General features: G+C 69.1%; 20 protein-coding genes. 3 read left to right on the top strand and 17 right to left on the bottom strand.

The genetic code is table 11. The annotated features are described in order from the left end of the window. Positions 1-127: 127 nt before the first annotated feature. The 8 genes from tuf to RAC69_RS06145 form a co-directional block, all read right to left on the bottom strand. The gene (gene tuf, locus RAC69_RS06180) at positions 128-1,321 is read right to left on the bottom strand and encodes an elongation factor Tu (RefSeq protein ID WP_096715090.1); all 1,194 of its coding nucleotides are present in this window, start codon (positions 1,319-1,321) and stop codon (positions 128-130) included. Between the two features lie 147 nt (positions 1,322-1,468). Next, positions 1,469-3,583: an elongation factor G gene (gene fusA / locus RAC69_RS06175; protein WP_341933619.1), complete on the bottom strand. Its 2,115-nt coding sequence runs from the start codon at positions 3,581-3,583 to the stop codon at positions 1,469-1,471. Between the two features lie 84 nt (positions 3,584-3,667). Beyond that, positions 3,668-4,138 (bottom strand): 30S ribosomal protein S7, encoded by a 471-nt coding sequence (rpsG, locus tag RAC69_RS06170; RefSeq protein WP_050722490.1) that lies wholly within the window; start codon positions 4,136-4,138, stop codon positions 3,668-3,670. A 5-nt stretch (positions 4,139-4,143) separates the two neighbouring features. Then, positions 4,144-4,512, bottom strand: a complete 369-nt coding sequence (gene rpsL / locus RAC69_RS06165) for a 30S ribosomal protein S12 (protein ID WP_013584051.1) — start codon at positions 4,510-4,512, stop codon at positions 4,144-4,146. Positions 4,513-4,730: 218 nt separating this feature from the next. Next, entirely contained in the window at positions 4,731-5,378 is a 648-nt protein-coding gene (locus RAC69_RS06160) for a spermidine/putrescine ABC transporter substrate-binding protein (protein WP_341933618.1), read from the bottom strand. Between the two features lie 60 nt (positions 5,379-5,438). Further along, positions 5,439-5,942 carry a hypothetical protein gene (locus RAC69_RS06155; protein WP_375085915.1) on the bottom strand — a complete coding sequence of 168 codons (504 nt, stop codon included), beginning with the start codon at positions 5,940-5,942 and terminating at the stop codon, positions 5,439-5,441. After that, complete coding sequence (locus RAC69_RS06150) at positions 5,939-6,967, bottom strand: ABC transporter (protein ID WP_375085913.1); 1,029 nt, start codon at positions 6,965-6,967, stop codon at positions 5,939-5,941. Before RAC69_RS06150 ends, RAC69_RS06155 begins: the two co-directional genes overlap by 4 nt. Before the next feature lie 119 nt (positions 6,968-7,086). Further along, positions 7,087-7,209 carry a hypothetical protein gene (locus RAC69_RS06145; protein WP_375085911.1) on the bottom strand — a complete coding sequence of 41 codons (123 nt, stop codon included), beginning with the start codon at positions 7,207-7,209 and terminating at the stop codon, positions 7,087-7,089. Positions 7,210-7,326: 117 nt separating this feature from the next. Here RAC69_RS06145 and RAC69_RS06140 point away from each other — a divergent pair, with 117 nt between their 5' ends. Both RAC69_RS06140 and RAC69_RS06135 read left to right on the top strand, forming a co-directional pair. Further along, entirely contained in the window at positions 7,327-7,815 is a 489-nt protein-coding gene (locus RAC69_RS06140; RefSeq protein WP_251586850.1) for a YajQ family cyclic di-GMP-binding protein, read from the top strand. A 313-nt stretch (positions 7,816-8,128) separates the two neighbouring features. Beyond that, on the top strand, positions 8,129-8,767 hold the full coding sequence (locus RAC69_RS06135; protein WP_375085909.1) for a GntR family transcriptional regulator: 639 nt from the start codon (positions 8,129-8,131) through the stop codon (positions 8,765-8,767). A gap of 24 nt (positions 8,768-8,791) precedes the next feature. Here the strand turns inward: RAC69_RS06135 and RAC69_RS06130 are convergent, their stop codons facing one another. From RAC69_RS06130 to RAC69_RS06105, 6 genes are all read right to left on the bottom strand, one after another. Further along, the gene (locus RAC69_RS06130) at positions 8,792-9,799 is read right to left on the bottom strand and encodes an alpha/beta hydrolase (RefSeq protein ID WP_375085907.1); all 1,008 of its coding nucleotides are present in this window, start codon (positions 9,797-9,799) and stop codon (positions 8,792-8,794) included. Positions 9,800-9,827: 28 nt separating this feature from the next. Then, positions 9,828-10,604 (bottom strand): hypothetical protein, encoded by a 777-nt coding sequence (locus RAC69_RS06125; RefSeq protein ID WP_375085905.1) that lies wholly within the window; start codon positions 10,602-10,604, stop codon positions 9,828-9,830. A gap of 323 nt (positions 10,605-10,927) precedes the next feature. After that, positions 10,928-12,301: an FAD-dependent oxidoreductase gene (locus RAC69_RS06120; protein ID WP_375085904.1), complete on the bottom strand. Its 1,374-nt coding sequence runs from the start codon at positions 12,299-12,301 to the stop codon at positions 10,928-10,930. Between the two features lie 57 nt (positions 12,302-12,358). Then, positions 12,359-13,420, bottom strand: a complete 1,062-nt coding sequence (locus tag RAC69_RS06115) for a polyprenyl synthetase family protein (RefSeq protein ID WP_341933610.1) — start codon at positions 13,418-13,420, stop codon at positions 12,359-12,361. Between the two features lie 45 nt (positions 13,421-13,465). Continuing rightward, entirely contained in the window at positions 13,466-14,200 is a 735-nt protein-coding gene (locus tag RAC69_RS06110; protein ID WP_375085902.1) for a class I SAM-dependent methyltransferase, read from the bottom strand. Between the two features lie 9 nt (positions 14,201-14,209). After that, entirely contained in the window at positions 14,210-14,773 is a 564-nt protein-coding gene (locus tag RAC69_RS06105) for a hypothetical protein (protein WP_375085900.1), read from the bottom strand. A gap of 60 nt (positions 14,774-14,833) precedes the next feature. Here RAC69_RS06105 and RAC69_RS06100 point away from each other — a divergent pair, with 60 nt between their 5' ends. After that, positions 14,834-16,084, top strand: a complete 1,251-nt coding sequence (locus tag RAC69_RS06100) for an isochorismate synthase MenF (protein ID WP_375085898.1) — start codon at positions 14,834-14,836, stop codon at positions 16,082-16,084. A gap of 96 nt (positions 16,085-16,180) precedes the next feature. On the opposite strand, the gene RAC69_RS06095 is transcribed toward RAC69_RS06100, so the two are convergent. From RAC69_RS06095 to RAC69_RS06085, 3 genes are read right to left on the bottom strand one after another with little or no spacing between them, the layout of a single operon-like run. After that, positions 16,181-17,023, bottom strand: a complete 843-nt coding sequence (locus tag RAC69_RS06095) for a polyphosphate kinase 2 family protein (RefSeq protein WP_375085897.1) — start codon at positions 17,021-17,023, stop codon at positions 16,181-16,183. Positions 17,024-17,081: 58 nt separating this feature from the next. Beyond that, a complete protein-coding gene (menD, locus tag RAC69_RS06090) occupies positions 17,082-18,728 on the bottom strand; it encodes a 2-succinyl-5-enolpyruvyl-6-hydroxy-3-cyclohexene-1-carboxylic-acid synthase (RefSeq protein ID WP_375086132.1) in 1,647 nt (548 codons plus the stop codon). 14 nt (positions 18,729-18,742) lie between these two features. Further along, positions 18,743-19,093 (bottom strand): PLD nuclease N-terminal domain-containing protein, encoded by a 351-nt coding sequence (locus RAC69_RS06085; protein ID WP_375085896.1) that lies wholly within the window; start codon positions 19,091-19,093, stop codon positions 18,743-18,745. Positions 19,094-19,145: the final 52 nt, after the last annotated feature.

The following is a 19,145-nucleotide window of genomic DNA, read 5'->3' as shown; positions in this document are numbered from 1 at the left end:
GTGCAGCAGGGTTCACGGTATACGACACTTCAAGTTGTATTCAAGCCTATATATCAAACCGTTATATCGGGGAACGACGAAAGGGGCCGGACCCGAAGGTCCGACCCCTTTCGCAGGAAGCAGATGCTTACTTGATGATCTTCGTCACCGTACCGGCGCCGACCGTACGACCACCCTCGCGGATGGCGAAGCCGAGGCCCTCCTCCATGGCGATCGGCTGGATCAGCTCGACCGTCATGTCGGTGGTGTCGCCGGGCATGACCATCTCGGTGCCCTCGGGCAGCGAGATGACGCCGGTGACGTCGGTGGTACGGAAGTAGAACTGCGGGCGGTAGTTCGTGTAGAAGGGGTTGTGACGGCCACCCTCGTCCTTGGACAGGATGTACGCGGTGCCCTCGAAGTCGGTGTGCGGCGTGACCGAACCCGGCTTCACGATGACCTGGCCGCGCTCGACGTCCTCACGCTTGGTGCCGCGGAGCAGCAGACCACAGTTCTCGCCGGCCCATGCCTCGTCGAGCTGCTTGTGGAACATCTCGATACCGGTGACGGTCGTCTTCTGCGTCGGGCGCAGACCCACGATCTCGACCTCGGAGTTGATGGCCAGGGTGCCACGCTCGGCGCGACCCGTGACGACGGTTCCACGACCGGTGATCGTGAAGACGTCCTCGACGGGCATCAGGAACGGCTTGTCGCGGTCACGCTCGGGGTCCGGCACGCTGTCGTCGACGGCCTGCATGAGCTCGAGGATCTTCTCGGTCCACTTCTCGTCGCCCTCGAGGGCCTTGAGAGCGGAGACCTGGACGACCGGAGCGTTGTCGCCGTCGAAGCCCTGGCTGGAGAGCAGCTCGCGGACCTCGAGCTCGACGAGCTCCAGGATCTCCTCGTCGTCGACCATGTCGGACTTGTTCAGCGCGACGAGCAGGTACGGAACGCCGACCTGCTTGGCGAGCAGCACGTGCTCACGCGTCTGAGCCATGGGGCCGTCGGTGGCGGCGACCACGAGGATCGCGCCGTCCATCTGAGCCGCACCGGTGATCATGTTCTTGACGTAGTCGGCGTGGCCGGGCGCGTCGACGTGCGCGTAGTGGCGCTTCGGGGTCTCGTACTCGATGTGCGAGATGTTGATGGTGATTCCACGCTGGCGCTCTTCCGGCGCCGAGTCGATGGAAGCGAAGTCGCGCTGCACGTTGGTGTCGGAGGGGTACTTGTCAGCAAGCACCTTCGAGATCGCTGCGGAGAGCGTGGTCTTGCCGTGGTCGACGTGACCGATCGTTCCGATGTTGACGTGCGGCTTGGTCCGCTCGAACTTGGCCTTAGCCACTGGGTCCTCCTCAGGACGTCGTTGTAGAGGTGCCGGGCACTGGATTGCGACCGGTTCTCTACGGGTTTGATTCTCAGTTTAGTAGAGAGGGAATGTGAAGTTGTAGGTGACCTGGGAGCCGGGCCGGAACCCGGCTCCCAGAAAGGGTTACTCGCCCTTGGCCTTCTGGACGATCTCGTCGGCCACGGCGCGCGGGACCTCGGCGTAGCTGTCGAACTCCATGGAGTAGACGGCACGGCCGGAGGTCTTCGAACGCAGGTCGCCGATGTAGCCGAACATCTCGGACAGCGGCACCGACGCACGGACGACCTTGACGCCTGCGGCGTCCTCCATCGACTGGATCTGGCCACGACGCGAGTTCAGGTCGCCGATGACGTCGCCCATGTACTCCTCAGGGGTACGGACCTCGACGGCCATCAGCGGCTCGAGCAGCACGGGGTTGGCGCGACGAGCGGCCTCCTTGAAGCCCATGGAGCCCGCGATCTTGAACGCCATCTCCGAGGAGTCGACGTCGTGCGCCGCACCGTCGACGATGGTCGCCTTGACGCCCACCATCGGGTAGCCGGCGAGCACGCCGACGTTCATGGCGTCCTGGAAACCGGCGTCGATCGAGCCGATGTACTCACGCGGGATGCGACCACCGGTGACCGAGTTCACGAACTCGTAGGTCTTCTCGCCGTCGAGCTCGAGCGGCTCGATGTTGAACTGGATCTTGGCGAACTGGCCCGATCCACCGGTCTGCTTCTTGTGCGTGTAGTCGTGCTTCTCGACGGCCTTGCGGATCGTCTCGCGGTACGCCACCTGCGGCTTGCCGACGTTCGCCTCGACGCGGAACTCGCGCTTCATGCGGTCGACGAGGATGTCGAGGTGCAGCTCGCCCATGCCCTTGATGGTCGTCTGACCGGTCTCGGGGTTGAGCTCCGTGCGGAAGGTCGGGTCCTCCTCGGCGAGCTTCTGGATCGCGAGACCCAGCTTCTCCTGGTCGGCCTTGGTCTTCGGCTCGATGGCCACCTCGATCACCGGCTCCGGGAACGTCATCGACTCGAGCACGACCGGCGCGTCGATCGCGGCGAGGGTGTCACCGGTGGTGGTGTCCTTCAGGCCGATCACGGCGTAGATGTTGCCGGCGGTCAGCTTGTCGACCGGGTTCTCCTTGTTGGCGTGCATCTGGAAGATCTTCCCGATGCGCTCCTTCTTGCCCTTGGTCGAGTTGATGACCTGGGCGCCCGACTCGAGCTCGCCCGAGTAGACGCGCACGTAGGTCAGACGACCGAAGAACGGGTGCACGGCGACCTTGAAGGCCAGGGCCGCGAACGGGTCCTTCGCGTCGGGGTGACGCTCGATGATCTTCTCTTCGTCCTTCGGGTCGTGCGCCTCGATGGCAGGCACGTCCAGCGGGGACGGGAGGTAGTCGACGACGGCGTCCAGCATCGGCTGCACACCGCGGTTCTTGAACGCCGAGCCGCAGAGCACGGGGTAGATCTCCGAGGCGACGACCATCTTGCGGATGGCGCCCTTGATCTCGGCGACCGTGAGCTCCTCGCCGCCGAAGAACTTCTCGAGAAGCTCCTCGTCGGTCTCGGCGACCGTCTCCAGCAGCTGCTGGCGGTACTCCTCGGCCTTGTCCTTGAGGTCGGCCGGGATCTCCTGGATCTCGTACGACGCACCCATGGTCACGTCACCCTTGGCATCGCCGGGCCAGACCAGCGCGCGCATCTCGACGAGGTCGATGACGCCGACGAAGTCGTTCTCGGCACCGATCGGGAGCTGCAGCACCAGCGGCTTGGCGCCGAGGCGGTTGATGATGGTGTCGACGGTGAAGTAGAAGTCCGCGCCGAGCTTGTCCATCTTGTTGACGAAGCAGATGCGGGGGACGTTGTACTTGTCGGCCTGACGCCACACGGTCTCGGACTGGGGCTCGACGCCCTCCTTGCCGTCGAACACGGCGACCGCGCCGTCGAGGACGCGGAGCGAGCGCTCCACCTCGACCGTGAAGTCCACGTGACCGGGGGTGTCGATGATGTTGATCTGGTTCTTGTTCCAGAAGCAGGTCACGGCGGCAGACGTGATCGTGATGCCGCGCTCCTTCTCCTGCTCCATCCAGTCGGTGGTCGAGGCGCCGTCGTGCGTCTCGCCGAGCTTGTGGTTGACGCCCGTGTAGAACAGGATGCGCTCGGTCGTCGTGGTCTTGCCAGCATCGATGTGCGCCATGATGCCGATGTTCCGAACCTTGCTCAGGTCGGTGAGCACGTCTTGTGCCACAGGAGTGTCCTTATCTTTTCTGGCAGTCGTACTGCGAAGAGGGGGTGCCCGCCCCCGGCGGGTGGCCGGGGGCGGGCGAAGCTGTTACCAGCGGTAGTGAGCGAACGCGCGGTTCGACTCGGCCATCTTGTGGGTGTCCTCGCGGCGCTTGACCGCGGCACCGAGGCCGTTCGAGGCGTCGAGGATCTCGTTCTGCAGACGCTCGGTCATCGTCTTCTCACGACGACCCTTGGCGTAGCTCACGAGCCAGCGCAGCGCGAGGGTGTTCGCACGGTGCGGCTTGACCTCGACCGGCACCTGGTAGGTCGAGCCACCGACGCGGCGGCTCTTGACCTCGAGAGTCGGGCGGACGTTGTCGAGCGCCTTCTTCAGCGTGGCGACGGCATCCTGACCGTTCTTCGCCTCGACGCCGCGGAGGGCGTTGTAGACGATCGACTCGGCGAGCGACTTCTTGCCGTCGACCAGGATCTTGTTGACCAGCTGGCTGACGATCGGAGCGCCGTAGACCGGGTCGTTGACGACGGGACGCTTGGGGGCGGGACCCTTACGAGGCATTGGACTCAGCCCTTCTTCGCGCCGTAGCGGCTGCGAGCCTGCTTACGGTTCTTCACGGCCTGGGTGTCCAGGGCGCCACGGACGATCTTGTAACGGACACCGGGGAGGTCCTTGACACGACCACCGCGCACGAGCACCAGCGAGTGCTCCTGCAGGTTGTGGCCCTCACCGGGGATGTACGCGGTGACCTCGGTGCCGTTGCGGAGCTTCACACGAGCGACCTTGCGCATCGCCGAGTTCGGCTTCTTCGGCGTGGTGGTGTAGACGCGGGTGCAGACCCCGGCCTGCTGCGGGTTCGACTTGAGCGCCGGCGCCTTGGTCTTCGAGACCTTGGGCGAGCGACCCTTGCGAACCAACTGCTGAATGGTTGGCACGTTCTCTCCTCATAGTGCTGCACGGTGACAGCGTGATGGGTTTCACATCATGACCCACCGGCACGCCGGAACCGGCGAGCTTTTGCGGTGGTGGGTATGCCGTGGGGGCGGACCGGCCATGGAGCCGGCGCCCAGCGCGCACGTCAAGACGTGCACACACCTGATCAAGTGTAATGCCGCGTAACGTGACCGGTCAAATGGCGGCGCGCCCCGCCCTGCTAGGAGGCGTCCGGATCGAACGGGGAGTCCAGCGACTGCGTCAGCTCGGCCAGCAGCGCCTCGATCTGCGGCTCCACGTGCTGCGAGATCGCGGCCTGGATGCGGATGCGGTGACGGAGCAGGATGCCGCAGATCTCCCGCCCCACCATGTTGGCGTACTCGTCGGCCAGTGCGACCTCCTGCCGCAGGGCCGCCTTCGCCTCATCGGTCAGCGGTGGGAGCGGAGGGAGCGCTGCGGACTCGTCGTCGGCCATGCCGGCGATCGTGAAGAGGAACGGCGCTCCGGGAACCGGCTCCGGGTCGAGGGGCAGCCCGTCGAACTCCGGGTCGAGGTCGTCGGCCGGGCGGTACGTGCGGGCCCGGTTGCGCGCCGCCTGCTGGTCGAGCTCCCGCTGCAGCATCGGCAGGTTGCGCGTCGTGTACTCGGCGACGGCGTGGTCGACGATGGTCTTCATCCGCGTGGAGAGGCCGTGCTGCACTCCGTGCGGGGCGTTCGCGCCGATGCCCGCCGCGGAGAGGATCGGCGACCCGAGGCACCGTCGGCAGGGCGCGACGCGCCCTCGGTGGGTGGCCGGCTCCCAGCGCGGCACCCAGCGCAGCCAGGCCTCGACGGCCTGGTCGACCTGCGTCTCCAGCGAGCGCTCCACACGTAGAGCGTACGATGCGCACACCCCGAGCGCGGCGATTTCCCGCAGGACGGCGGGGTGTCACTCCTCGTTCTCGTCCTCCCAGGGCCATCGAGGACGGCGCGACCTCGTGCGGCGCAGTGCCACCCCGGACCATGCCGCGATCGCCGCTGCCGCGAGGAGCACGGCACTCGCTCCCCCTCGCACGAGGTCTCCGGCCACGGCCGTCGCGATCACGACGTCGCCCCGCGCGACGAGCACGGCCGCCCAGAGCATGATGAGGTGGGAGAGGGCGGTGGCGAGAGCGGTCGCCGGCACGGAGAGGAACGACGGATGCTCTCGGCGCAGCGACGACCACAGCATGAGCGCGAAGCCGAGGAGGGCGGCGAGCATCCCGGCCACTCCCGGCACCTGCCCGAGACCGCGCACCGCGATGATGTCGGTGTCGGTCGCCACGCTCAGCGCGCCGAGCCCGAACACCGCGAGCGCGAAGAAGCCGATCGTCGCGAGGGTGAGCGCCAGAACGCGCGAAACCCCCGCGGACTCGGGTCCGCGGGGGTTCGACGACGGGGTGTCCGTGGTCACCTCGAGAGGGTCGGGCCCGCCTCGAGCGTGCGCTCGTACTCGCGCTGCGCCTCGGCGTTGAGCTCGGTCTTGCGGGCACCGCTGCGGGCGACCCAGGCCCCGAACCAGATCGTGAGCTCACGTCCGAACACGAAGGCGGCGATCGCGAGCGGCGCGAACAGCTGCTCGCCGATCAGCTCGCTTCCCTCACGGGCGGTGAGCAGCCAGAACCGCTCCTCGAACAGCTGGCCGAGCAGGTGGCCGCCGTAGGCGAAGACGCCGACGATGATGCCGAACACGACCCACAGGCCCCAGCGGCCACGGTTGATGAACGCCCCGAGCAGCCAGAAGCCGAGGAAGAACACCACGACCGGAACCCAGAAGCCCCAGGTCGTCAGCGGTGCGAGGGCCGATTCGCCGATGTTCTCGGCGGTGACGTCTCCGGTCCACGCCCCGAGGCCGAGGGTCGTGCCCAGGTAGAGGATCGCGAACGCCAGGGTGGCGAGGAGGCCGATGGCTCCGGCGGTCCCGCGGTTGCCGCGCTCGCGCGGCGGCTCCGGGGCCTGGACGAAGATGGGCTGCTGGGCGAAGGCCGGCGCTCCGACGGGCTCCGCCGCCTCGGCCCGCTCGGCGACGACCGGCTCCGACGGCACCACGCGGGTCTCGGTGTCGTCCGGCGCGGAGTAGGCGGCGGACGCCATGCTCGACTCGCTGTGCGCGACGGGCGCGGAGTGGACGGCCGTGGCGTCGGCATCCCGCTCGGGGAACGCGGAGTCGCGCTCCTCGGACCGCGCGAGGTCGTTCAGCTCCGGCGTGGAGAAAGTGCCGGGGTGGTCGCGTTCGGCCGCTTCGAAGGCGGCGAGATCGGGATCGGCGGCGGGGTCGCTGCGCGATGCGGGCACGTCGTCCACCGCGGCATCCGTCGTCGAACGTCCGGGGACGTCCGCTCGGGCGGCCTCGGCGGCGTCGAGACCAGCGTTCGCGCTGTCGACGACGTCATCGACGTCCTTCCGCCGCTCGGGCTGGGGAACCTCGGGGTCACTCATGGGTGCGCCTCTCATCGGATGTGTGCTCTGCGAGATTACCGCCGCCCGTCGGCGCGCCATCGGAGGCGTGCCGACGTGTCGTCCGACCCGTCGCGGCGCGGATCTCCGACTCGCCGACGTCAGGGAAGGAGCGTCCGCAGCGTGTCGCCGGCGAACGCGGCAAGGGTCGGCACGATGGGGATGGCGAACCAGATGAGCCCGACGACGACGCCCGCGCACAGCACACCCGCGATCCAGCTCATCGCTGGATTCCGTCCCCCGACCCTCGCCATACCCCCCACGGTACGACCGGCGTGCGCGCGGACGGGGTAGCAACGCCGACGCGTGCCCCGCGCGTCGGCGATCGTTACACTCTCTGTATGGCTGACAGTTCCTTTGACATCGTCTCGAAAGTGGATCACCAGGAGGCTGAGAACGCCCTCAACCAGGCCCGCAAGGAGATCGAGCAGCGCTACGACTTCAAGGGCACCGGTGCCTCGATCGCGTGGAGCGGCGAGCAGGTCCTGATCACAGCCAACACGGAAGAGCGCGCGAACGCGGTGCTGGACGTGTTCCAGTCGAAGCTCATCAAGCGCGGCATCTCGCTCAAGAGCCTCGAGTCCGGCGATCCCTTCGCGAGCGGTAAGGAGTTCCGCATCGTGTCCTCGCTCAAGGACGGCATCTCGTCGGAGAACGCGAAGAAGATCGGAAAGATCATCCGCGACGAGGGCCCGAAGGGCGTCAAGAGCCAGATCCAGGGCGACGAGCTGCGGGTGCAGTCGAAGAGCCGTGACGACCTCCAGGCCGTCATCGCGCTGCTCAAGGGCTCGGACCTCGACATCGACCTGCAGTTCATCAACTACCGGTAGACCCCGCCTCCTCTCCCTCTTCTGCCGCGCGGAGAGCGACCCCCTCGACGCGGTCATCCACAGGCGTCAAGCGCATACCGGTATGCCGGTCACAGCACAGGACACTTGCTCTGTCGCATCTCGATGCGGCGGGTGGCGAGTCCGTGCGTGCGCGCGCGCTCGCCGTCGTTCCGCTCCACGCGCGGCCCGCTCGACCACTCCTGTGAGAGCGCGGTGTTCACACGTGGTCACTGGCAAGGTGAACGACTTCGTGATGTAGTGGCCGTCTGGGCGCTCATGGGCACGGATCGGGGACCGCACTGGGGGGTATTCCATGACAAGCAGGACCAACACGATGACGACCGCGCGGGAGGGCAAGCAACTGCTCGCCGAAGAGGTCTTCCAGCACATCGCCGCCCAGATCATCGAAGGCGAGCTGCCTCCCGGGTACCGGGTCCGCGATATCGACGTCGCGGAGGAGCTCCACGTCTCGCGCACTCCCGTCCGCGAGGCACTCCAGCGGCTCGAACGCCTCGGACTCGTCACGATGTATCCGAGCCGCTACACCGAGGTGACCGCGGTGACCCCCGACATGGTCGAGCAGACCCTCGAGTTCGCCGGCTACCAGGCGGGCATCGCTGCGCGCATGGGCGTCGCCCGCATGTCGGAGGAGGATCGGAACCTGCTCGCGGCGCTCGTCGACGAGATGACGACGGGGGTCGCACCCCACGAGCACGTGTTCGAGAGCCGCTGGGCTGTGTTCGCTTTCCTGAGCGGTCGCAGCCGCAACGGGCAACATCAGTCCCTCCTGAACGACGCGAGCATGGCCATGGCCAGGAACCTCCGCGCCTGGCGCGTGCCGTTCAGCGACCATGAGCGGATGCTCGGCATCTATCGCGACTTCCGCGAAGCAGTCCTCACCGCCGATGCCGACGCCGCGGAGCGCCTCGCCCGAGCGATGCACTACGTCTGATCGATCGCCGCGGGTGTGCCGTGCTCAGTGAACGGCGACCCAGCCGGATACCCACCGCTCAAGTCGCGCATAGGCCTCTTCGCGGGCCTCATGCCGGGAGAGGAACACGTCGTGCAGGGCGCCGTCGATCCGCTCGACCGTCACAGACGGCCCCAGCTTGAGTGACGCACGGGCGATGTCATCGACCACGAGGACGGAGTCGACGCGAGTGAGATCCTCCGACCACCGCGTCGGCGGAGCCGACCTCGCCGAGAGCAGGACGCACACGGGCGCATCGATCGCGAGTCCTGCCGCCACGGCCCCGTGCCCGACGAGGATCGCGTGGAACCACCCCGCGTGCACCGCCATGGTCTGCGACGGCCGCCAGGTGAGATCGATGTCCATCGGGTCGGTGTCGTCCGCGACCTCCTGCTGGGCGCGCGTGTAGAACCCGAGGTCGACCTGCGGCGCGACGTCTCGCGGCGCCCACCGAGCTTGGAGTTCGGCGACCGGCGCGATGAGCGGTCGAGCGGACGCGACCTGGAATTCCAGCCAGGGACTGTTGAGGATCACGGCATCCGCCGTCTTCGGATGCCGTGACGCCCAGAGGCTGAGGGTCAGACCACCCGTTGAATGTCCGAGCAGAACGAGCCGGCGCCCCGACGCCCGTCCCTCTCCGCCGCGGCCCATCGCGTCGAGGGCGGCGCCGATGTCCTCGTCGTATGTCGACAGGTCGGTGATGAATCCGGGAGTCTGCCCGTCTCGCAGGCTGCGACCGTACTTGCGGAGGTCCAGTGCGAAGAAGCGCGCGCCGCGCGCCGTCCAGAATCGGGCGAGGCGCCTCTGGAAGAAGTAGTCCGACCAGCCGTGCACATAGAGCACGTCGACACCGTGCAACGGCTTCGCGCGGCCCAGAGCCCGATGCCACCAAGAGGCCTCCTGCGGGAGTGCGCGCACGAGCGTGGCGACCACAGGGCCCTCGTCATCGGAACCGAGGTCGAGCGTCAGTTGCTCGAACTCGTCGCCGAGGACGTCGGGGATCCAGTCAGCCATGCGGCCAGGCTAGCCGACCTCACTCGGACTACTGCGGCGCGGCGACCCCGACGGTGAGGCTCCGTACGATCATCTCGGCCAACGGACGAGGATCCGCAGCTCCCGAGCCGTTGTCATAGGTGACGAGGCGGATCCAGTCGGCACCGACGCGGACGTCCAGGATGTTCTCCGCGTAAGGGCCGACGCTGGCCTTCGCGCTCTCCGCACCCTCGACCTCGGCGGGCGCACCATCTTGGATCTCGTAGGCCCAGGCGCCCGCCGGGAGCGCGGTGATCATGAGGTAGCTGGTTCCGCCTACCTCCGCTGTGGCGTAGTAGCACATGCGTGAGCCGTTCACGACGTGATAGACCTCGGCCGGAATTCCCCACCCTCCGAAGGCAGTGATGAGCCGCGCATCGTCGACGGCCACGATGGCATCGACCTGCTCGGGCGTGATGTAGCGCTCACACGCCGCACCCACGAGGTCGCTGTCGATGTAGTCCACCTCGTGGATACTCGCCGCGGCGGTCGCCGCCAGGCGTCGCAGCACCTCACCCACCCTCTCGGTGTCGCTCTCGCCCAGGGCGGGCTCGAGGATGGATGCGGAGAGGAGGACGTCGCCGTCCGGGAGCTCGAAAGAACACTCGCCCTGACTGCACTGAGCGATGTCACCCCAATAGCCCTGGCGCTCGGTGGCCCCGGCGATCACCGTCGCCGCGTCGGGCACGATCGTGACCTCCCAGTGCCGATCCGTATCGCCCGCCGAGCAAGCGATGCCGTTCGCGCGCTGGAACATGTACTGGGCAGGCCCGGGCAACCAGCTCATCCCGGAGACGATACTCATCTCCGGCTTCATCGGCGCGGAAGGTTCCCCGACGAGCCCCGACATCTCGGCGGCCACGTCATCGCAGGTCACGTCGAAGGCCGCCTCCGGTTCCACCACCGCCTCGGGCGTGGGGGTCGGGGACGGAGTGGGCGCGGGGGACGACGACCGCGTCGGCGTCGGACTCGGCGAGGGCTGCGGGGCGCATGCCGTCACGAGGAGAAGGACGGTTGCGCTGAGAACGAGCAGGGGACGCAATCGCATGCGCCCAGCCTATTGACGAGTCGCCTCCGACGTGCGGAGGGGCGGCAACGATCCGATGACGTTCACTCGCCCCGGGAGACGCGCACCATCTCGTCGCGCGGCACGACCTTGACGCGCGCACGCTCGTGCGGCGCGCCGAGCGAGATCTCGTGCTCGTCGAGACGGTGCCAGCCGTCGAGATCGGTCCACTTCACGTCGCGCTCCTGAAGCAGCGCGACGACGGCATCCTCGGACGGGTCCTCGGGATGCCACCACGACCCCTGGTCGTTGATGATGTGGCGCACGGTCTCCATGGCATCCGACTTCGTGTGGCCGATGAGGCCGACCGGTCCGCGCTTGATCCAGCCGGTCGCGTAGACGCCGGGCAGCTGCTGGTTCGAGTCCTTCGCCAGCACCTGGCCCTCGCGGTTCGGGATCACGCCGTGCTTCTTGTCGAACGGGACGCCAGGCAGCGGCGACCCGAAGTAGCCGATCGCGCGGTAGAGGGCCTGCAGCGGAACCTCGCGCATCTCCCCGGTGCCCACCGCGCCTCCCTGGCCGTCGGGCTGAGTGCGCTCGTAGACGAGCGCCGCCACGCGGCCCGACTCGTCGGTGCGCACCTCGACCGGACGCGCCCAGAAGTGCAGGTGCAGACGGCGGGATGCCGTGCCGCCGGCGTTGTTCACGGAATCGCGCTTGCGCCACGACTGCAGGATGCGGTCGATCACCATGACCTGCTTGTTGCTGGCGACGGCGTCCTTCGAGGCGTCGTCATAGTCGAAGTCCTCGTCGTAGACGACCATGTCGACGTCGCGCAGTTCGCCGAGCTCGCGCAGCTCGAGGGGCGTGAACTTCACCTGCGCCGGGCCGCGACGGCCGAACACGTGCACATCGGTCACCTGGCTCGCCTGGAGCCCCTGGTACACGTTCTCGGGAACCTCGGTCACGAGCAGATCCTCGGCGTGCTTCGCGAGCATGCGGGCGACGTCGAGCGCGACGTTGCCGTTGCCGAGGACGCCGACGGATGCCGCATCCAGCGGCCATTCGCGCGGCACGTCGGGGTGGCCGTCGAACCAGCTCACGTAGTCGGCCGCGCCGTACGAGGCGACCGCGTCGATCCCCGGGATGTCGAGCGTCGTGTCGCGAATCGCCCCGGTCGCGAAGATCACCGCGTTGTAGTGCTTCTTGAGGTCGTCGAGAGTGATGTCCTCGCCGAACCGGACATTGCCGAACAGGCGGATGTCGCCGCGGTCGAGCACGTCGCGCAGCGCCGTGATGATGCCCTTGATGCGCGGGTGATCGGGCGCGACGCCGTAGCGCACGAGGCCGTAGGGCGCCGGAAGCTGCTCGAACAGGTCGATCGAGACGTCGAACTTGCGCTCGGCTTTGAGGAGGATGTCGGCCGCGTAGATCCCGGCGGGGCCCGCCCCGACGATGGCCAGTCTGAGCTTGGTCATGGTGATCCTTTCGTATGCCGTCACGTCCGGCGCGGGCGGCCTCGCGGCCGCGCATCGTCAGCTGGAGCGTTCGACGAGGGTCTCTGCGAAACGCGTCAGCGCCTCGCGCACGGTTCCCCGGGGAAGCGCGGTGAGCGCGTCGATCGCATCGCGCGTCCAGGAGTGCGCGAGCGCGAGGGTCTTCTCGGTGCCGACGTGATCGCGCAGCTCGGCGAGGGCGTCGTCGAGGATCGAGGGATCCTCCCCGGCGGCGATGCGAGCCACGCCGTCGTCGATGCGCGCGGCGAGATCGATCGACGCCGCGTCGGTCTCAGCCTTCAGCAGCAGGTACGGCATCGTCGGAACGCCCGCACGCAGATCGGTGCCGGGCACCTTGCCGGTGTCTTCCGGCTTCGCCGACAGATCGATGACGTCGTCGAGCAGCTGGAACGCCACGCCGATCTTCTCGCCGTAGACGCGCAACGGCTCCTCGTACTCGGCGGGGGCGTTCGAGAAGATCACTCCGCCCTGCGTCGCCGCGGCGATGAGCGAGCCCGTCTTGTCGGCGAGCACCTGGATGTAGAAGTCGATGGGGTCGTCGTCGGGCTGCGCCCCGATGGTCTCGTGCATCTGACCGAGCACGAGACGTTCGAACGTGTCTGCCTGCAGGCGGATCGCCCGCTCCCCGAGCCGCGACATGAGCTGGCTCGCGCGGGAGAAGAGGATGTCGCCCGTGAGGATCGCGATGTTGTTGCCCCACACCGTCTGCGCGGCAGGGACGCCGCGTCGGCGGTCGGCTCCGTCCATGACGTCGTCGTGATACAGCGAACCGAGGTGCGTGATCTCGAGCGCCTTCGCGACGTCGATGACCTGCTCGGTGTTGCCGTCGCCGAGCTGCGCGGCGAGAAGAGTGAGCACCGGGCGGATGCGCTTGCCGCCCGCCTCGTACAGGTAGCGGCTCGCGGCATCGGCCAACGGGTCGGCGACTCGCACGTCGTCCGCGAGACCCGTCTCGACGAGCTCGAGCCCGTCTTCAATGGCCTGGGCGATGCGACGACCGGCGGTGCCGATGAAGATGCGGTCGCTGAAACCGAGACGGCTCGCCAGTCGCGAACCCGGGGCTACGCGGCTCGAAGTCACGGGTTCAGCCTACCGTCGTCCGCTGGGCGGATTCGCGCGTCACGGTCACGCCGTCACGCCGGACTTCGGCTTGCGCGCCCGATGCAGGGCGACGATCCCGAAGGACAGGTTGCGGTAGGCGACGTCGGTCCACCCGGCATCCCGGATCCACGCGGCGAGCGTCTTCTGGTCCGGCCACTCCCTGATCGACTCGTTGAGGTAGTCGTACGCGGCGCCGTTCGTCCCGGCGACCCGAGCCACACGGGGCAGCACCTGCGCGTTGTAGAAGCGGTACGCCGAGCGGAAGAGCGGCCGAGGGGGCGTCGAGAACTCGTTGATGACGAGGCGGCCGCCGGGCTTGGTCACGCGGAACAGCTCGCGCAGCGCCTTCTTCGGGTCGTTCACGTTGCGCAGCGCGTACGACATGGTCACCGCATCGAACTCGTCGTCGGCGAACGGCAGGTCGGTCGCGTCGGCCTGCACGAACGAGAGGTTGCGCATGCGCCCGTGGCGGCGCTGCCCCTCGGCGAGCATCCCCGGCGAGAAGTCGGCGGCGACCACCTCGGCACCGCTGCGTGCGAGGGACGCGGAGGACGACGCGGTGCCTGCGCCGAGATCGAGGATCTTCTCGCCCGGCTTCGGCGCGACGGCCCGCGTCGTGGCGGCGCGCCACAGCGCATCGTTGCCGACCGTCATCGCGGTGTTCGTGCGGTCGTAGCCCGCTGCGACCTGATCGAACATGCCGCTCACGCGGGAGGGGTCCTTGCCGAGGTCGGCGCGGTTGTCATCGTTCGGGGTCACGCGTCCAGTCTAGGTGCGGGGCCTGGGCGCGAGCCGCAGAGCCTCCAGCCGATCCAGCCAGGCGTCGGCCGTCGCGTCGTCGAACGGAGCGACCTGCGCGCGCACCCGGTGCTCGAGGTCGAGGGCGAGGTCTTCGAGCTGGGCCCGTACATCGGCGGGATAGCCGAACTGCACGCTGTGCTCCGCCCACTCGTCGCGGTCATCGACCCAGGTGCCGCGCTCCCCCACGACCCGCACGACGTCGAGATCCATGTCGATCCCCGTCGCGAGCAGCGGGTCGTCGGACCACCGCACATCCCAGCCGAGATCGATGTACACGCGCATTCCCCGGGGATGCTCGCGGTTCACCGTGAGCGCGAAGTCCGTGCGCCGCGGGATCAGGGTCACGTTCGGCGTCTCGGCGATGAACGACGCGCCGGGACGGGCACTCGGCCAGCCCGTGGGCTGCCCGATCCAGTCGCCCCACTCGTCGGCGCCCAGGTACACGCACTCATGACGCCAGTGCGGAGAGCCGTCCCACTTGCGCCACTGGAAGATCATCTCGGCGCCGGGAGAAGGACGGGCATCGCTCATGTGCTCAGCGTAAGCCGAGCGGCGGGGCTCCGGGGCGACGCGCGGAACTAGGCTGGGAGCGTGAGCAGCAGGCTTGTCGTGCGGACCCGAGAGATCGACCCGATCGAAGACCCCCTCGCCTACGCCGACCCCGCTCGTCCGCTCGCCTGGCTGCGACGCGGTGACGGCATCGTCGCCGTCGGCGACGAGGTCGTGCAGACCATCACGGTCAGCGCCGGCACGGGCCGCCCTCGCTCGGGCGCGATCGCCGACGCCTGGCGCGAGCTCAGCGCCGACGCCGACATCGACGACCCCCTCTCGCTCCCCGGCAGCGGGCTCGTGGCGTTCGGGGCACTCGCCTTCGACGAGGACTCCGCCGCCGACAGCGTGCTCGTCGTCCCCGCCCTCGTGGTCGGACGCCACCGGGGCCGCACGTGGCTCACCACCATCCGCTCCTCCGACGACGATCGCCCACGGGATGCCGCGCCCCGGCCGTACGGCCCGCACTGGGCGGGCACCGTCGGGCCCGGAGCACAGACCCCGCAGGGCTACCAGGACTCGGTGCGACGCGCGCTCACGCGCATCGCCGACGGCGAGCTGAGCAAGGTCGTGCTCGCCCGCGATCTCACCGGCAGCATCCCGGCCGGCTCCGATCTGCGCCGCCTCGTACGGGCGCTGTCGACCGGCTACCCCGACACCTGGGCGTTCGCTGTCGACGGCCTGATCGGCGCGAGCCCCGAGACGCTCGTCACCGTGCAGCAGCGCACCGTGACCGCGCGAGTGCTGGCCGGAACGATCGGACGCGGGGCGGATGCCGACGCCGACACCGCCGCATCCGCTCATCTCGCGTCCAGCACGAAGGATCTCGACGAACACCAGTACGCGGTCCACAGCGTGCTCGCGTCGCTGCGCCCGCACACGCGGGCGCTCGCGGCGAGCGAGCAGCCGTTCCTGCTGAAGCTTCCGAACCTCTTCCACCTTGCGACCGACGTCGAGGGGGAACTGGCCGAGGGCGGGTCGTCGCTCGATCTCGTCGGCGCTCTGCATCCGACGGCGGCCGTCGCCGGCACACCCACTCCCGTCGCCATCAAGGCGATCCGCGAGCTGGAGCCCTTCGACCGCGGACGCTACGCGGGTCCGGTCGGCTGGGTCGACGCCCACGGCAACGGCGAGTGGGCGATCGCGCTGCGCTGCGCGCAGTTCACGACCGACGACGAGGGCATCGCCGTCACCGCGTACGCCGGCGCCGGGATCGTCGCGGGCTCGGATCCGGAGTCGGAGCTGCTGGAGACGCGGGTGAAGTTCCGCCCGCTCGTCGACGCGCTGGCCTGACCGGCGCGTTCCGTCTCGTCGCTGCGCTCCTCGCTCGACGACCCGGAGCCGACGCGGTCGCCGAGCGAGCGAATCGAGAGGAAACGCGGCGAGGGATCAGCTGGCGGCGAGGCGCTTCTTCTCGGCCTCGACATCGAAGTCGGCGGCCGGCCACTGCGGGTCGATCTGCTGCAGCGCGTCGAGCAGCAGCTCCTGCACGGCGAGGCGCGCGTACCACTTGTGATCGGCGGGGATCACGTGCCAGGGCGCAGCCTCGGTCGAGGTGCGGTCGAACACGGCCTGGTACGCCTCCATGTACTGCGGCCACAGCATCCGCTCGTCCACGTCGCCGGGGTTGTACTTCCAGTGCTTGTCCGGACGGTCGAGGCGCTCCATGAGGCGCGATTTCTGCTCGTCCGGCGAGATGTGCAGCATGACCTTCACGATGCGGGTTCCCGACGCGGCGACCCGCGCCTCGAACTCGTTGATGGCCCAGTAGCGACGCTCGATCTCGTCGGCCGGCGCGAGCTGCCGCACGCGACCGATCAGTACGTCCTCGTAGTGCGACCGGTCGAACACCCCGATGAAACCCGGTTCAGGCAGCCGACGTTCGACGCGCCACAGGAAGTCGTGCGAGAGCTCCTCAGGCGTCGGCGCCTTGAACGCGGTCAGCGCGACGCCCTGCGGATCGACCCCTCCGACGACGTGACGCACGATGCCGCCCTTGCCCGCGGAGTCCATGGCCTGCAGGATCAGCAGCACCGAATCGGTCGCGACCCCGACGCGACTCTCGGCGAACAGGCGCTCCTGCAGACCGTTCAGCTCGTCGAGCCCCGCCGCGAGGTCGCGCGTGCCGTCGGACTTGCGACCGTGATACCCCGGCGTGCTCGACGGGTCGACGTCGGCGAGGCGGAAGCCGTCGCCCACCTGCAGGGTGCGGGACCAGGAGTGCGCGTTCATGTGCTCATCCTGCCACCGCCCGTCGACACCGGGCGGGACACCGCCCGACCGGGCCCGGTCACCGACTCAGAGGCACCTCGATCAGCTGGCGCCCTCCCGCGGGCGTCGTGAGAGCCTGGTCGAGCGCGGCGCGCGTCGTGATGCGCTGATACTCCCAGCCGTAGGCCCGCGCGAGGTGCTCGAGGCGCACGGTGTGCGGCGTGTAGAACGCGCGGTCGAGCGCAGCGCGACCCGCCGTACCGGCGACCTCGAGGCCGTCGAAGATCGTGCCGCCCCCGTCGTTGCCGACGATGACCTGCAGCCGCGGCTCGCTCTCGTCGGGCGGGAGGAGGAGGGAGCCGACGTCGTGCAGGAAGGCGAGGTCGCCGAGCAGCACCCGCGTGACGCCCGGCGCTCCCCCGGCCTGACTCGCGAGCGCGACGCCCGTTGCGGTCGCGATCGTGCCGTCGATGCCGGCCAGGCCGCGGTTCGCGTGCACGGGCACCTTCTTGCCCCCGAGCACCGCGTCGGCCACGCGCACCAGGCGGGAGGAGCCGAAGACCAGCCGGTCGTGCGGCCAGGTCGCGCGCCACACGGCGTCGACGAGCAGCTCGCGGTCGAGCGGTCGGCGGACGGCGGCCAGCTCGGCCCGCATCGCCTCACGACGGGCCGACGGATCGGCCGAGGAAAGCCCGCTCTGGTCGGGTGCGCTCTCGCTGAGGTCGACGACGTGCGAGGCGGATGCCGTGAGCCATGCGCCGAGCCACTCGCGGTCACTCTCTCCCGCGGCCACGGACACCGCTGCGACCGAGGTCGTCCGGCCGTTGAGGTCGAGCTCCTCGCCGCCGCGGCGCACCGCGACGACCTCGACCTCGGGGCGCGACAGCAGTCGGGCGACTTCGCGGCTGAGCGTCGGATGCCCGAGCACGATCGCGCGTTCGACCCTGCCGCCGAGCTCGGGATCGCCGAGGAGGGTGCGGTAGCCGTGCACGAGGTGGCGGCCGAAGCGCGCTCCGCTGACGATCTCGGCGATGAGCGGCCAGGATCCGGCGTGGGCGATCTCCTCGGGATCCGGCCCGGCGTCCGCGCCGGCGATCACGACCGTGCGCGGACCGCGCTCGACGACGAACGCGTCGCCCACGGCGCGCGGCGGCGCGTCGCCCTGCACCAGCGGAAGCACGGGGAGCTCGCCGGACAGCGGCTCGCGTGAGGGGAGGTTGAGGTGCACGGGACCGGCGACTCCGGGAAGACCGCGCGGGGCGTCGCCGCCCATCGCCGCAGAGATGGCGCGCGCCCCGAGACCCGCCCACTCGCCGTCACCCGGCACGGGCGCGTCGATCTCGTCGCGCACCCACGGGGAGAACATGCCGGGCTGGATCGTCGCCTGGTTCGCGCCGACTCCGCGCAGCTCGGGCGGACGATCGGCGGTCAGCAGCAGCAGCGGGACTCCGGAGTGGAACGCCTCGAGAGCCGAGGGGAGCAGGTTCGCGACAGCCGTACCCGACGTGCAGATCACCGCGGCGGGGACGCCGGTCTCCCTCGCCAGGCCCAGTGCCGTGAACCCGGCGACGCGCTCGTCGATCCGCACGTGCACGCGCAGCGCGCCCGCGTCAGCCGCTCGCACCGCGGCGAGCGCCAGCGCCTGCGATCGGGAACCGGGCGAGAGCACGACGTCGCGGACGCCGTGGCCGACGAGTTCCGCGATGAGGGATGCCGCGGCATCCATCGCCGGCGATGACGTCACGGACGCGGGTCCGGGGCGGCGCCGTCGTCGGTCTCGTCGTCGAGGCGCGCGAGCTCCTCTTCCAGACGGCGGATGCGCGCATCCTGCTCGCTCTTGCTGATGCTGCGGAGGAACTGCGGGTCGTCGTCGGGCGCGACCGTGCGGATGGTGCCCTTGTCGTTCGCGCGGCGACGGCCGATCGTGAACCAGAGGATGCCGCCGATGACGGGGATGAGCACGACGATCGCGATCCAGGCGGCCTTGGGCACGCCCCGGTGCCGCGTCGACGGCTGCACGGCGCAGTCGACGATGCTGTACACCCAGAACACGGCGGCCAGGAAGCCGCCTACGATCAACAGTCTCGCCACGTCTCCAGTCTAGGCGCGCGGGAAGCCGACGGCTCTGGGCGCAGGGTCTCGG

Source organism: Microbacterium sp. LS_15 (assembly GCF_041954735.1).
Classification (GTDB): domain Bacteria; phylum Actinomycetota; class Actinomycetes; order Actinomycetales; family Microbacteriaceae; genus Microbacterium.
This window is presented reverse-complemented; position numbering and strand designations above follow the sequence as displayed.